The 14,188-nt window shown below is 64.5% G+C and carries 13 protein-coding genes; 6 read left to right on the top strand and 7 right to left on the bottom strand.

What is annotated here, in order from left to right; all coding sequences use genetic code 11:
- Positions 1-40 precede the first annotated feature (40 nt).
- A complete protein-coding gene (locus AU252_RS22255; RefSeq protein ID WP_058932562.1) occupies positions 41-625 on the top strand; it encodes a histidine phosphatase family protein in 585 nt (194 codons plus the stop codon).
- A 5-nt stretch (positions 626-630) separates the two neighbouring features.
- Here the strand turns inward: AU252_RS22255 and AU252_RS22260 are convergent, their stop codons facing one another.
- Positions 631-936: a putative quinol monooxygenase gene (locus AU252_RS22260; RefSeq protein WP_058932563.1), complete on the bottom strand. Its 306-nt coding sequence runs from the start codon at positions 934-936 to the stop codon at positions 631-633.
- A gap of 154 nt (positions 937-1,090) precedes the next feature.
- Here AU252_RS22260 and AU252_RS22265 point away from each other — a divergent pair, with 154 nt between their 5' ends.
- Together AU252_RS22265 and rsgA are read left to right on the top strand one after the other, a co-directional pair.
- Positions 1,091-1,630, top strand: a complete 540-nt coding sequence (locus AU252_RS22265) for a dihydrofolate reductase family protein (RefSeq protein ID WP_058932564.1) — start codon at positions 1,091-1,093, stop codon at positions 1,628-1,630.
- Positions 1,631-1,919: 289 nt separating this feature from the next.
- Positions 1,920-3,110, top strand: a complete 1,191-nt coding sequence (rsgA, locus tag AU252_RS22270) for a ribosome small subunit-dependent GTPase A (RefSeq protein ID WP_058932565.1) — start codon at positions 1,920-1,922, stop codon at positions 3,108-3,110.
- Positions 3,111-3,114: 4 nt separating this feature from the next.
- On the opposite strand, the gene AU252_RS22275 is transcribed toward rsgA, so the two are convergent.
- Positions 3,115-4,677 carry a DUF4389 domain-containing protein gene (locus tag AU252_RS22275; protein ID WP_058932566.1) on the bottom strand — a complete coding sequence of 521 codons (1,563 nt, stop codon included), beginning with the start codon at positions 4,675-4,677 and terminating at the stop codon, positions 3,115-3,117.
- A gap of 388 nt (positions 4,678-5,065) precedes the next feature.
- On the opposite strand from AU252_RS22275, the gene AU252_RS22280 reads away from it, so the two are divergent.
- Positions 5,066-6,283 (top strand): integrase catalytic domain-containing protein, encoded by a 1,218-nt coding sequence (locus AU252_RS22280; protein WP_058929994.1) that lies wholly within the window; start codon positions 5,066-5,068, stop codon positions 6,281-6,283.
- Positions 6,284-6,330: 47 nt separating this feature from the next.
- Here AU252_RS22280 and AU252_RS22285 read toward each other — a convergent pair whose 3' ends face one another.
- The 3 genes from AU252_RS22285 to AU252_RS22295 form a co-directional block, all read right to left on the bottom strand.
- Positions 6,331-7,776, bottom strand: a complete 1,446-nt coding sequence (locus AU252_RS22285) for a short-chain fatty acid transporter (RefSeq protein ID WP_083510516.1) — start codon at positions 7,774-7,776, stop codon at positions 6,331-6,333.
- 72 nt (positions 7,777-7,848) lie between these two features.
- On the bottom strand, positions 7,849-8,247 hold the full coding sequence (locus AU252_RS22290; protein WP_058932568.1) for a hypothetical protein: 399 nt from the start codon (positions 8,245-8,247) through the stop codon (positions 7,849-7,851).
- Between the two features lie 76 nt (positions 8,248-8,323).
- On the bottom strand, positions 8,324-9,223 hold the full coding sequence (locus tag AU252_RS22295; protein ID WP_058932569.1) for a hypothetical protein: 900 nt from the start codon (positions 9,221-9,223) through the stop codon (positions 8,324-8,326).
- A gap of 132 nt (positions 9,224-9,355) precedes the next feature.
- Between AU252_RS22295 and AU252_RS24020 the strand changes: the two genes are divergently transcribed.
- On the top strand, positions 9,356-9,628 hold the full coding sequence (locus tag AU252_RS24020; protein ID WP_157769050.1) for a hypothetical protein: 273 nt from the start codon (positions 9,356-9,358) through the stop codon (positions 9,626-9,628).
- A gap of 480 nt (positions 9,629-10,108) precedes the next feature.
- The gene (locus AU252_RS22300) at positions 10,109-11,155 is read left to right on the top strand and encodes a LacI family DNA-binding transcriptional regulator (protein WP_058932570.1); all 1,047 of its coding nucleotides are present in this window, start codon (positions 10,109-10,111) and stop codon (positions 11,153-11,155) included.
- Between the two features lie 12 nt (positions 11,156-11,167).
- Here the strand turns inward: AU252_RS22300 and AU252_RS22305 are convergent, their stop codons facing one another.
- Both AU252_RS22305 and AU252_RS22310 read right to left on the bottom strand, forming a co-directional pair.
- Positions 11,168-12,430, bottom strand: coding sequence for a M20 family metallo-hydrolase (locus AU252_RS22305; RefSeq protein ID WP_058932571.1), 1,263 nt, complete (start codon positions 12,428-12,430; stop codon positions 11,168-11,170).
- Entirely contained in the window at positions 12,427-14,181 is a 1,755-nt protein-coding gene (locus AU252_RS22310) for an amidohydrolase (RefSeq protein ID WP_083510517.1), read from the bottom strand. Before AU252_RS22310 ends, AU252_RS22305 begins: the two co-directional genes overlap by 4 nt.
- Positions 14,182-14,188: the final 7 nt, after the last annotated feature.

A 14,188-nucleotide genomic window follows, 5' to 3' on the forward strand; every position in this document is an offset into this window, starting at 1 on the left:
CTGCCCGGACCGTGCCGGCCGTCAGGGCAGAATAGACAGCATGACCCTTACGACCTTCGCCCTGATCCGCCATGGCCAGACAGACTGGAATGCGCAGCGTCGGCTCCAGGGAGCCACCGACATTCCGCTGAATGACGTCGGCCGCGGCCAGGCACGCGACGCCGTCGACGTCCTGTCAGACTACGAGTGGGATGCGATCGTGTCCTCGCCGCTTAGCCGCGCCGCGGAAACCGCCAGCGTGATTGCGGACGGGCTGGGGCTGAGCGTTACGCGGCACATTCCGGCGCTCGCCGAACGCAGCTTCGGACCGGCAGAGGGGTTGCATGCCGGCCCCGAGCTGGAGGCCCTGCGCATACCCGGTGGTTACCGCGGCGCCGAAAGCGAGGAAGACGCGGCCGCGCGCGGGTTGGGTGCACTGGAAGCGCTAGCCGAAGAATTCCCGGCCCGCCGCGTCCTTGTGGTCGCCCACGGCACACTCCTCCGGGTGAGCCTTAACCGCGCCATCGGCCGCACATTGCACAGGATCGACAATGCGGTGCTGAACCTGGCCCACTACCATGCCACCAAGGGCTGGCACCTCGAATACTTCAACGGTGAGCGCGTAGTCGCTGCAGCCCAGGGCTGATAAACCTAGGCGTCCGCCGTAACCTCGAACGTTTGGATGGTCCTGCGCTCCAGCCGCGGAATGATCTGTGCAGCCCCGATCCGCTCGATGTGTTCATATTCGCGGTGGGCGGCAAAACCGGCGGCATCCGTGTAGCGCTCCAGGATTACGATCTGCGCGGGGTCCTCCACGCCCTGGAAGAACTCGTAGGAAATGTTGGCCTCCTCCATACGCGTGGCTGCGGCCATTTCGCCCAGCAGGCCCAGGACCGTTTCCGTTTCTTCCGGTTTCACCTGGTAGCGGACTACCACTTGGAAGTACGTCTCTGACATATCGGCATTCCTCGCTGTGGAAAATATGGGCTACTCCACTCTATTGCTTGCCGCACGGACCCATAAGCCGCCACCACAAGGGCGTAAGCCAGAGTCGCCGGCCGGCGCCACGGTGGTCTTGACCGTGACATCGGCGCTGGATAGCGTCGCGACTATGAGCACCATCTTTGGCGGCATGGCGGTCAGCCTCGATGGCTACATCCGTTCAGAGAGTGGGGACCTGTCATGGCTGAACGATGCCATGGCCAACAATGAGGATTACGGATTCGAGGCAACTGAGCGCAGAACCGGAGCCTATGTCATGGGTGCCAATACCTACCGGGAAATGGCGGCAATGGGCGGCCGGGGCTCCGCGGTTCCCACGTATGTTCTCTCCCACGATGAAACTCTGACCACGGGACGGAACACGCACCTGTACTCCGGCGATTTACGCGATCTTGTCGCCCGGATAAAGCCCGCCGTCCCTGAAGAGAAGGACATTTGCGTGTTCGGCGGCGGTCAGCTCATCACTGAATTCATCGAGTTGGGTCTGCTGGACGAACTGGCCGTCGCCGTCGTGCCGGTCATCCTCGGCGGCGGAGTGCCGTTCTTCGGCAGGATCAGCGAATGGAAAAAGCTTGTGCTCCGGGAGTGCCGCTCCTTTCCGTCCGGCATCGTGCTGCTGGACTACCAACTGACCGGCCCCACCGGCTAACGGGAACCGGCGCGGCCGAACGAAACGGAAGCTGCCCTATTCAACTCAACCCCGGCCAGCTACACTCAGAGCCGAGAGTCCGTGACAGCATCCGGACATCTGGAGAGAAACGGAGGTGGTTTTGATGACTGCTACAGCCCAGCGCCCAGAGCGCCCCGCACGCATCAAACCAATCACCACCGTCTCCAGCATCCGCACGGCGTAAGCGCCCAACACAGCAACGGACAGGCCTAATGGCCGCAGGGCTGCGCTGATTCCGGAGTCTGGAGACCTCTCCCGAGGACTCACCTTGAATAATTCCTCAGGCACCAGCCTGGACAGCTACTCCCCATCAACCTCCGACTCGATCCCCGGCCCCGAAGGGCCCACAACGTACGGCTACTCCCCCGCCGTCGCCGGTTATTTTGACGCCCACCAACCCCAACACCGGACCCGCCACCAAGCGAACCAACACAGCGAGCGCGGACGGGTGGTGCGCCTGGACCGCAACCTCGTGCTCACAGCGGTCGGCGGCGAACTTCTCCACCTGCCGTACCCGCTCGACGCCGGCGTTCCGGTCACCGGCGACTGGGTCTGGATCGGGCCCAACCGCGCGGGCGGCCGCCAGATCACCGGGATCCTCCCGCGCCGGTCTGAGCTCAGCCGGAAGCGCGCCTTTGAAGATTCTTCGGAGGCGCAGGTGCTGGCCGCGAACATGGATGTGGTGGGTGTGGTGGTCCCGGTGGACCGGCCGCTCACGCACAACCGCCTCGAACGCACGCTCGTTGCAGCCTGGGATTCCGGCGCGGTTCCGCTGGTGATCATCACCAAAGCCGACCTTGCGGACATAGCGGACGACGTCGTCGGGAAGGTCATCCTGCAGGCGGCGGGCGTGGACGTGGTCACCACGTCAGCCGAGAACGGCGACGGGATCGATGCGCTGCTGGAGCACCTGCCGCCGCACGGCACGCTGGTCCTCCTCGGCCCGTCGGGCGCCGGCAAGTCCACGCTCATCAACGCGCTGGCGGGTCGCGACGTCCAGCACACCGGTGAGGTCCGGTCCGGTGACTTCAAAGGCAAGCACACCACCACGTCGCGCGAACTCGTGCCGCTGGCGAACGGAGCCGTCCTCATGGACACTCCGGGCGTCCGGGGATTCGGATTGTTCGACGCCGGTGAAGGCCTTGGTGAGATGTTCGGGGACGTGGAGGAACTCGCCGGCCTGTGCCGGTTCGCTGACTGCGCCCATCAGCAGGAGCCCGGCTGCGCCGTGCAGGCGGCTTTGGCGGACGGGACACTCGATGAGCGCCGCTGGCTGAGCTACGGCAAACTCCAGCGCGAACTCGCCGCCCTGGCCCGCCGCACCGATGCCGCCGCCCGCCGGGCCTACCAGCGCGAGTGGCACCAGAGGGTGGTGGTGGCAGGGAAATCGCAGCGTTCCGCAGAGCGTGACAGCTCCGAGCGGCGGGAGGAGCAACGGTCCAAACGTAAGCGGCGCTGAGCAGTCATTGACCCTGATCGCGCACTGTAGGATCCGACGGCGGCGGGGGTCCATCCGGCGGCGGGCCCGCCGGCGGGGCCGAGGCAGGCAGCCTGGCGCCTTCGCCGGTGCCTGGCTGCCACGCCTGGAGTTCTGATGGGCCCTGGTCCAGGCGGAACGGCGGATATTCATCGCGCATCAGGGCTGCGTAGGTGATGACGCGGTAGATCCAGCGGTTGAAGCCCATGAGAAGGTCGAACAGCGGGCGCTGGTAGCGGCCGCTGAACAGCAGTATTACCGCCGCAACAAGGACGAGGAAGCCGAACAGCGAAAATCCCGTCCCGGTCTCGTACCTGATCCCTGAGGTCTGGGGGTCGGTCCAACGGACGGTGCTGGTGCCGGTCAGCGCAGCAATGATCACGAAGTGCGGTAGTGCCAGGAGCCACCACTTGACCAGTACAAGCCCCCGGGACAGCCGTTCCGGGTAGTCCACTTCGAAATCAGCAGGATAGTCCGTACTGGCAAGGGTGAAGGGCGGATACCTGTCCGTGCCCAGCGCCCAGTAGGTGTAGAAGGCCACCCGCCAGCCCCAACGCAGGACTCCAACGTTGAAGTTGAACAGGGAACGTGGATAGCGGCCCGTAAAAAGGATGGCGAACCCGGCAATGATGGTGACCACCACAAACGCGAACCACAGGAAGAAGAGTACAAAAAAGTGCGGGATGGCCAGGAACCACTTCACCAGCCACATCCATCTGGAGAGCACCGGGTCGAGTTCACCGCGAAGCCGCGCCGGGTACGGCGACAGCCCGGCGGCAGCCTGGGCGCTTGGAGCCTGGCTGGCGGGGCCCTGGTAGGCGGACGGCGTTGCGGCGCCGGGATACGCGGCCGGCACCGCAGCGGTGGGTGACGGTGTGTGCCTGCCCAGCCCCTGGGCGCCAAAGATCAGTAGTGGCACGCCGAGAACCAACAGGATGACGCCCGCTGTGAGCAGGCCGGCGGCAATCGGGCCGAAAAGCTCGGACCGGAACCCGGCCTGCAGATCCGCCGAAACTCCGGCGCTGGCATCCGCGTTCATAACCACCACAGACCAGTCCCCTGCCTCGATTTTCCAATCCAGGTTCCGTTCGCCGCTGCCCGCTGTGGAAGCCGCCCAGAAGTCCTGGTCGGCGGGGACTGACAATTGGGTTGTGCCCTGCACCTCGCGGTACTCGGCGCGGAACGGCCGGAACTCCACATCCCGCAATTCGGAGTAGTTGGAGCCGGCGAGGTAGCGGTCAACGTCCGCCCTGGGCGCTATGCCGACAAAAATGTCTTTGCCTGTATTGGCAGACTCAGCCCCTATCCGGATGCTGCCCACGTCGAAGGGCAGGGGTCCGGGGTAGGAGTCCCCTCGCATGTTGTCCGCCCTGGCGGAAACGATGGCTGTGGAATCGACAGCAAAGCGTTCCCTCGGAGAGGTGAGGTAGCCGCCGTCGTCCTGGAGCGAGTTGACCCACGAAGCGCCAATTCCCCCGAAGAGCAGCCCACCGCCCAGCATCGATAACAAAATGCCGAGAATGAGCATTGTGATGGAACGAGCGCGCATGGGAGTCCTCCCTCGTCGTCGTTTTCCGGTTATTTGGGCGCCGGCCCGCCCCGCTTCAGTCCCGCCCGAGTCCTGCCTGAGTGCACCACCGTTGCCGGGATTCCAAAACAATGACTGCTGGAACATGGGCAGCCCCGGCTGTCTGGGGGGGGCTCGTTCTCTGAAAACCGCCTTCCGATGGAAGGGCATCCACGTGGGCCGGTGGACCGGGCTGCTGCCGGTGAAAACAGACTACGCCTGCAGGGGACGGCCATCTAGGTTCCGCGTTGACTCGTAGAAGATGCGCGCGTAGTGGGTATCGAAGAATCATTTGGTAATGCGCGCGTAGCGGGGTGTCTGCGGCTGCCGGTTCGCTGGCGGGGGTAGGGCTGCTGCTATGGAGCTGACGATGAGCGAACGCAGGGCTGTCACGAAGGTTCTGGCCACGGAATACCGCCGTGCTTCCAAGGCCAGGAAGGGCGAGATCCTGGATCAGATCTGCGCGGTGACGGGCTGGCACCGCAGTCATGCTCGCAAGGCGCTGGGTCTGGTCCTGAGGATCAGGGTTGTCCGTCCCCGCCCGCCGAGGCCGCTGGTCTATGACAGCTCTGTGATCGACGCCCTGCGGTTCTGTTGGGCGGTGCAGGGCACGCCGTGCGGGCGGCTGCTGGCGGCGGCCCTGCCTGATCTGGTTCCGCGTCTGCGCCGGTTCGAGGAGCTTCAGATCGAGGACGGGACGGCGGCGCTGCTGTTGCGGATAGCGCCGGCGACCATTGACCGCCGGCTCAAGGCGGACCGGGCCAAACTGGATCCGCGGGGCCGGTCCCATACAAAGCCGGGAACGCTGCTGAAGGACTCCATCCCGATGCGGACCTGGGCCGAATGGGATGATGCTAGACCCGGTTTCGTGGAGATCGACCTGGTCGGTCACGAGGGCGGCAATTCCCAGGGCGAGTTCTGTTTCACCCTGGATATCACTGACATCGCGACGGGCTGGACGGAGACCGTATCGGTGCGGAACAAGGCGCAGAAGTGGGTGTTCGCCGCGATCAAAGAGGCGACCGCGAAGTTCCCCTTTCCCGTCCTGGGCATCGATTCGGACAACGGGTCCGAGTTCATCAACTGGGGGCTTTTTCGCTGGTGCGAGCAGGAGAAACTGACCTTCACCCGGTCCCGGTCAGGGAACAAGAACGACGGCGCCCACGTGGAGCAGAAGAACTGGCACATCGTCCGTCAGACCGTGGGTTACCACCGGTACGACACCCCCGGCGAACTGGATCTGCTGAACCGGATCTGGGAGCTGCAGCGGCTGCTGACCAACCACTTCGGCCCCCAGCAAAAACTCGTCTTCAAGGAGCGCAACGGCGCGAAGACCACGAAGAAGTACGACCTACCTGCCACGCCATACCAGCGAGTTCTGGCCGACAAGGGCACGGTCCGCAAAACGGACAAAACCCGACTCGGCCGAGAAAACCAGCCCCTGAACCCGGCAGCCATTCAACGCCAGATCCAGGCACTCACCGCCGAGCTACTGACGCTCACGACCAGCAAACAAGCCGCCAAACCCAAGCCCGCCACGCGCGCACTTCCGAATGATTCCACGAAGACGGCCACGCGCGCATCTTGACATGATTCCTCGGGGGTTCCGCAGCCTGATTGGGGGTTTTGGCCCCGTTATTGCCCTGCGGGCATCACCGGCGGCACGAACTGGAATGTCATCCCGAGCAGCCAGACCAGCAGCAGTACCACCGGCAGGTGGAACAGGAACTGCAGGAAGGTGAAGCCCACGAGGTCCCGTGCCCGGAGCCGCAGCACTGCGAGCAGCGGAAGCATAAAGAACGGGTTGATCAGGTTGGGCAGGGCCTCGGCGATGTTGTAGATCTGCACGGTCCAGCCGAGGTTCATCTGCACATCGGTCGCGGACTGCATCACATAGGGCGCCTCCACAAGCCACTTACCGCCGCCGGACGGGACCAGCAGGCCCAGCACTGCGGTGTAGAGCGCAATGACCACAGCGAACGCGCCGCCACCGCCGATGTCCGAGAAGAACTCTGCCAGGTGCGCGGAAATGGTCATCCCGCCGTGGCCGGTGGCTTTGGTCAGGATCGCCGCCATGGCCGCGTACAGCGGGAACTGGACCAGGATCCCGGCGGTAGCCGGAACAGCCTTGGTAACGGCCTGCAGGAATTTCCGTGGTGTCCCGTGCAGTACCAGGCCCAGGATCAGGAAGACCAGCAGGTAGCCGTTGAGGCTGCTGACCACGGTCAGGAACGGCTTCGTCAGGAACTGGGAGACCAACCAGCCCAGGGTCAGGATGCCCGCAAGGATCGGCAGGATCATGCTGTATTCGAGCCACTCGCCCGGGCGTGAACGGGGCGCCGATTCGCTGGGTTCGTCGTCGAGGTCGACGCCGAGATCCTCAGCTGTGCGGATCGCGCCGCCCTGGGGCGCGGAGAAATGTGCGATCACAGTGGTGAGGGCCATCAGGATGGCCAGGGTGAGCAGTGACTGCCAGGTGAAAATCGTGGTCCCGAAGTCCAGGATGCCGGTGATTTTCAGCAGGGCAGGCGGCAGCGAGGCAGCGGTGGCCTGCAGTTGGGCCGCGGACGAGGACAGCCCCAGCGCCCAGACAGCTCCGAGGCCCATAAACGCCGCCGCGCCCAGCGCACGGTAGTCCACCGTGAGGTCCTTGCGCCGCGCAATGGCCCGGGCCAGCAGGCCACCGAAGATGAGGCTCAGACCCCAGTTCAGGAAGGACACGGACATCGACATCAACGCCACGAAGCTGACCGCCGTGCGTGCCGTGGCAGGAATCAGCGCCAGCCGGTTGATGAGCTTCGCCACCGGCGGCGACGTGGCCACCACGTAACCGGTCAGGACCACCATGGCCATCTGCAGCGTAAATGCCGTCAGATCCCAGAAGCCGTTACCGAAAGAGTCGGCGATCGACTGCGGTGAAGCACCGATCGCCAAGGCGGCCACGGCGATGATGACCACACCGGCCAGGGCAAAGATGTAGGCATCCGGGAACCATTTCTCGGTCCAGGCCGCCATCCGTTGGGCTACTCTGGCGAGCCCGCGTTCTTCGGTTCCGGTCTTGGTCAGGACTGTGTCAGCCACAGTGGACTACCTCTCCATTGAGTGCAATTGCGTACCCGAGGGAGTCTAGTTCCGTTCCTTTGGGAACCTCGGTTAGCTGACGGCGCGGATCCTGACGGCGATGAACTGGCGGCCCGGAAGCTCCACCCGGAACCGCCCCGTCACCGTGCCGGCGCCGAAATCGATCCGACGGTCTTGTTCTGAGAGGTACAGGGTGGAACCCTTGGGGGCCAGCATTGTGGCAAGGGTTTCGGTCACGGCATCGACCGTCAGCTCGGACAGTTCGTCAATCTCAATTTCGATATCACACTCAATGACCTCACCGTTGGCCGCCATTTGGGTTCCCCCGCCAACAACGCGGATTCGGTGACCGCGCACTGTCATGGCGGCCTCGAAGGCTTCTTCAAGGGCGGCCCGGTCCAGGGGTTGCAGGCGGGCATTCAGCGTGGCGATAACAACGCTGGGTTTTCTTTTCTTGAATAGACCGAACATTTCCGCTCCTTCCTTAGCGATCGAGGATTTCTTGAAGCTGCCAGCCAAGAGGCCCGCTTGACCGGACTGGTTGGGATTACCAGAGCAGGTCGAGGTTGAGCACCTGGATTCCGTGCCTCCCGGACAGCCATGTCTCTATTACTTCGTCGAGGTCTGACTCGTGGCCAGCGAGTCCCAGTCGTTTCACATCGTCCGACGCTGCAGGGATGTGGTCGTGTCCATTCTGCTGTGCACCGTGCGAGCAATCCGAGCACATCAACCGGATCCCGGACCAACCGTCGAGTCCGAGTCCCCGCTGTTCTAGGAGGTCAGACAGTGCCTGAAAATCGTTGCCGGTCGCACCGACTACCTGGGCCTGCCACGTCGGCAGGCCGGATTCTTCGAGACGTCCCAGCTCGTCGAAGACCGACACGTCCTGTCCGTCGAGCTGTCGGGTCCCTTTGGGTTCACCGTCATGCAGGACAACGTCTCGGAACCGATGGCCGGACTCCGGCAGCGGAACGCTCGCGATGACTGCATGGGCCGGGCTCCGGCGCCAGCACCAGACCACCTCAGTGTTCCCGGCCGAAAACAGCACCTGGTGAGGGAGGCTGGGCTGGTCGGGGTTGAGCCGTACCGGAGCCATGCCGCAGTCAACGTCGATGGGCCCAGCTTCAGCCTGAAACTTGTCCAGTCCGTAGGCGACCCAAGCGTGCCGGGCGGAGGGCCAGTCACCCACGACTGTTGATGCGATGCCCAGGTTCCAGGCTGCCGGGTTGGCTCCGCCAAACTCCTCAGCATCCTTCGGAGTGAAGAGTTCCAGCGCCCGCCTGTTGCGCTCCAGACTTTCCGGCCAGTTACCAACGGCCTTGGACAGCAGACCGGCTTGAAACCAGCTGCAATAAGACTTCGGAGTCAGCTCCACCAGCTCGGAGGCCAGCGCTGCCGCTAGGCCGGCGTCTCCGGCCTCATCCGCAGCCTTCCAGTCTGACCACACGACGTGAGGTGACCGCTTCTTCCTAAATCCCATCCAGGTTCGTTCCACCTTCCGAACAATATAGAGCTCGCCCTGCTGTGCCGGGACGCCACGCGCACCAGGGAGACCTTCTGGTCCAACAGCACTCTTGGCATGTCGACCCAGGCCTTTCGCGAAGATCGGATCCAGAATGAAGCCCTGGCGACGCAGGACATCCGCAGACTCTGCGATCTATTCGGCCTCAGCGTAAAAGGCGCTGAACGAGATCTCCTGACCCTTGATCACCCCGTCACTCATGGCGACTCAGTGAAGCTCTACAGGGATGCCCTTGCGGGACGACGAGGCATCGCGATTGCAACTGGTGCCGGCTACTTCAGTCCACATCGCTCCCCGCCAAATTTCAAGCGCAAAGCACCCGCAATCTGATCCATTGGTCCGAAGAGTTCTGGGCTCGACAACTCGAACAGGGCATCCGCGAGAACCTCTCGATCGACATCGGCAAGTTCGATATCGTCACAGCTGTGCACCGCCTCAGCCCAGCGCTCGATGGAGACGTCGTCCAGATGTCGGCGCCATGGAGGTCCAACACCCGCCGAAGCCCCTGCATCGTAAGGACGGCGGGCCTAGTCCGTGTCGGAGCTTGCATCTTCGAGAGGCGTTCCAGAATGCCGCTCAGAGGGCTACACAATTCAAGTAGGTCATGAAGAGCCTCTTCGTAGGCGCTGTAGCTCGTCATGGAGTTGGCCGGGTCAAATTGCTTATGCCCAAGCTCGAAACTGAGGTGCCATCAGGTAGATCGCGGGTTGCCACAATGAGCTGTCCAGTGATCGCCCAGTAGACGTCGATGTCGGTCAGTTCCAAATTGGATTCGTCGTCGCTGCCTCCAAGAAACAGAAGGGACGCCCCATGGTGCAATCAGCTGCAGGACCGGGCCGGTCAAAGGCATCCACTATCTATGACGTGGCGGACCTGGCCGGTGTATCCCATCAGACTGTGTCCCGTTATCTGCGTGACAAGTCGAAACTGAAGCCGGCCACGGTGGAGCGTGTTGAAATGGCGTTGTCGGAGCTGAACTACACACCGAATCTCGCAGCGCGGTCGCTGCGATCGCGTGAGCTCTACCGAGTCGTGGTGGTGGTTCCCGAGGCCTCCCTGTACTTTCCGGCGCGCATGCTCAACGGCGCTTCCAGTGCGGCCCATTCTGCAGGCTACCGCGTGGACGTAATCGCCATGGAGGGAACCGCCGAGGCCCGCGCACAACAGCTGCGCAACCTGCTGTCCGGAGAGGACATCGCCGGGATCCTGTCTTTTGTGCCCCGGCCCAGGTCTGCTGTCGCTGTCGATGGCGAATCATCGGTCCCGTTGGTGGTGGCCGGCGAGTACGACAACAAAATGCGCGCCCGCGGCAGTCTGGCGGACGGCACGGCCGCAGCAAAAATCGTCCAATACCTGGCCTCGCTGGGGCACCGGAATTTCTTCCACGTTGCCGGACCCGCCGCCTGGCCGTCCGCCCGCAACCGCAAGGCAGCCTACGAGGAAGCCATTGCGGAACTGGGATTGACGTCCGTGGGCATCGCGGCCGGTGACTGGTCGCCGGCGTCCGGCTACGCTGCCGGCAAGAAGATTGCCGGCCTGAAGGACGTAACGGCCGTTGTATCGGGCAACGACCAGATGGCCATTGGCGTCATCCGTGCTTTGCACGAGCGCGGCATACCGGTACCGGGGGAAGTCAGCGTGTTCGGCTGGGACGACATGTCCGAATCCTCATTCCTGATTCCGTCCCTTTCAACTGTGCACATGGACCTTGAAACGCTCGGCGCCCGAAGCATGAAGGAACTCATCGCACGGATTCGCGGCATTAACACCTCGACCGAAACCCTGGTGCTGGACCCCATGGAGTTGGTCATGCGGGAGTCGACGGGACCAGTGCGGGCCTCGGGCGGACAGGCTTAGCCTGCCGCTCCCCTAGTCCTCCAGAACCCCGTTGCAGAGACGGTTGACCACTTCGGTCAGCATGGCGAGTCCGGCCACGATGTCCGCGTCGGTGGTGTACTCGTGTTCGTTGTGGGAGATTCCGTCCACGCTCGGGACGAACAGCATGACGGTGGGCACCAGGTCCTTCATGTTGATCGAATCGTGTCCGGCGAGGGTCATGACCTGCTTGCTGGACAGTCCCAGGTCCGCGGCAACCTTCGCTGCGAGCTCCACGCCTTCGGTCTGGTACGGGGTGACCGGCCACGAGTGTGAGTGGTTCCGCTCCACACTGATGTTGGCGGCGCGTTCAATCGCCGGGATCCGTTGGTGAAGCAGGGCATCGGCTTCGGCCAGGACGGACTCGTCCGCGCTGCGCAGGTCCAGCAGGAGGTTGACCCGGGACGGGACCACCACCGGCGAGTTCGGGTACACGGTCAGCTCACCCACGGAGGTGTGCAGCACGCCGGGGAACCTGTCGGCCAGTTCGCGGGCGGCCACCACCAGCATGGCGGCGCCCAGGAGGGCGTCCTTCCTGTCCGCGATCACGGTGGAACCCGTGTGGGCCTGCTCGCCGTGGACCACAAACTCGTACTTGTTGGCCGCCCAGCTGGACTGCACCAGGCCGATGGTGATGCCATCATGCTCCATGCTGGGGCCCTGCTCGATGTGGATTTCGGCGCAGTAAGAGGCCGCAGGTCCGTCGTAGTCCCCCCGGCAGCCGATCCCGTCCAGCGCCTCGCGGACGGTGATCCCCTGGGTGTCTGTGGTGTTGAGGGCGGTTTCAAGGGCGAGCTTCCCGGTGTAGACGGAGGAACCCATCATGGACGGCTTGAAGCGGGAACCTTCCTCGTTGAACCAGTTCACCACGGCAATGTTGAACTTCGGCTTCCCGGACGCGGCGCCGCCGGCCCATTTCTCCACCAGCCGGAACGCTGCGTGGGCCGCGGCGAGGACACCGAAGGCGCCGTCGTAGCGGCCCGCTGTCGGCTGCGAATCCATGTGCGAGCCGACCACGACAAACGGCGCTCCAGACACAGCCTCGAAAAGGCCCCACTGGTTGCCGGCGCGGTCGAACTTCACGGTGAATCCGCGGGCCTCCAGCAGTCCAGTCAGCCAGCGGCGCTGCTCGCCGTCCGCGGCGGTGGCCGCCTGGCGGTCCACACCGCCGTTTTCGGTGGCGCCGAATTGGCTCATAACGCGGAAGTCTTCAACGAAGGCGGCGTCGGGGGCGGTGAAGGTGGGTGTTGAGGTCATGATGTTCCCCTATGAACGGTTGTGGTCGGAGCGGTGGTGGTCTGAACGGTAGTAGTCAGTGGATGGTGAAGCGTTGGCACGGCCGGCGGTGCATCCGCCTGGTAAGTGAAGGAGCCGCCGACGGCGGTGCCCAGGACCCGGAGGTCCGCGATGTTGGCGGCGGTCAAGGGCGATCCGGACAGGATGGTGAAGTCCGCCAGTTTGCCGGGTGTCAATGACCCCTTCGTGGTCGAGGCGCCGGTGGCTGCGGCCGCCCCGGTGGTGTAGGCGGCGAGTGCCTGGAGCGGGGTGAGCCGTTCGTCGGGGTTGCCGAACACTCCGCCGGAAGCCATCCGGCGGTCCACAAAAGCCTGCATCGCCTTAAGCACGTTGCCGTCGGCGACGGGCCGGTCCGAGCTGCCGGCCAGCGTCACGCCGGCCGCCAGGAACGTCGCCGCCCGGTAGGCCCAGCCCAGCCGCGCGGTGCCCAGCGACTCGGTCATGCCGTCGCCGCCGTCCCGGAAGAAGCTTGCCTGCGGGGTCACCGCGATGCCCGCCGCTGCCAGGACTGCCAGCTGTTCCGGCCTGACCATGGAGGCGTGTTCAATCCGGTTCGGCAGCGCCCGGCGCCCGTATTTTGCGGTGCAGTCGGCCAGGATGCCGATGGCAAGGTCCACCGCACGGTCGCCGATGGCATGCGCGGCGATGGCCCAGCCCGCAGCGTAGGCGGCCTCGATCCTGTCCCTGAGCTGGTCCGGATCGGCCTGGAAGTAGCCCCGGTTGCCGGTGTTGTCGCGCTGGCCGTGGCTGCAGAAGTCCTCGGTGACGGCCGCGGTCTCCCCCAGCAGCGAGCCGTCCAGGAACACCTTGGCGGGGCCGAGGGAGAGGAAATCGTTTCCAAAGCCGCTGGCCATGCCAAGGTCCAGGCCAACAACGTCCAAACCTGTCCCGAACCCGTCCAGGCCACGGAGGATGTCCAGCACCGGCATGACCTGCGCCCGGGCATGCAACCGGCCGTTGGCGAGGGCGCGCTGGTATGCCGCGAGTTCAATGGGGCTGTGGCCGATCCAGCCGCCGCCAATGCCCGCTTCCGTAAAACTGGTGATGCCCTCCGACGCATAGTGCCGCGTGGCGCGGTCCAAGGCATCTTCCAGGGCGTCGAGGGAGTACGGCAGGATGAGGTCCTGGATCAACTGCTGGGCCGTTTCCTGGATCAGGCCTGTGGGCCTGCCGCCGGCGTCGCGGACAATCACGCCGCCGTCGGGATCCGGGAACGACGGCGATTGCGCACCTGCCAGCCGCAGTGCGGCGGTGTTGACCACCGCCATATGCCCGGAGTTGTGCCGGATGAACAGCGGACGGCCGCCCGTGATCCGGTCCAGCACCGCGATGTCGGGGAAAGCCCCGCCGTGGTGGTGCTGGCTGAAGCCGTTGGCCATGAACCAGCCACCGCCTTGTCCGGACCCGGCCTCTCCTGGATCCAAAGCCGTTTCCGCCTCCAACAGCGCATACAGCTGGTCCAGCCCCCGGGCACCGGACACGTCCAGTTCCGCCAAGCCGAGGCCGAACCAGGCGGTGTGGCAATGGGCGTCAATGAAGCCCGGCGTCACCGTGGCACCGTCCAGGTCCCGGACCTCGGCCGCAGCCAGCCCGTCAAGGTCCCCGTCGAAGCCCACGATGCGTCCCTGCCACACACCCAGCGCGGAGGCGCGCGGACGGTCCGCGTCCATCGTGATGATGTCCGCGTTGCGCAGCAGGAGGTCGAGTTTCATGATCGGA

The organism is Pseudarthrobacter sulfonivorans (assembly GCF_001484605.1).
Classification (GTDB): domain Bacteria; phylum Actinomycetota; class Actinomycetes; order Actinomycetales; family Micrococcaceae; genus Arthrobacter; species Arthrobacter sulfonivorans_A.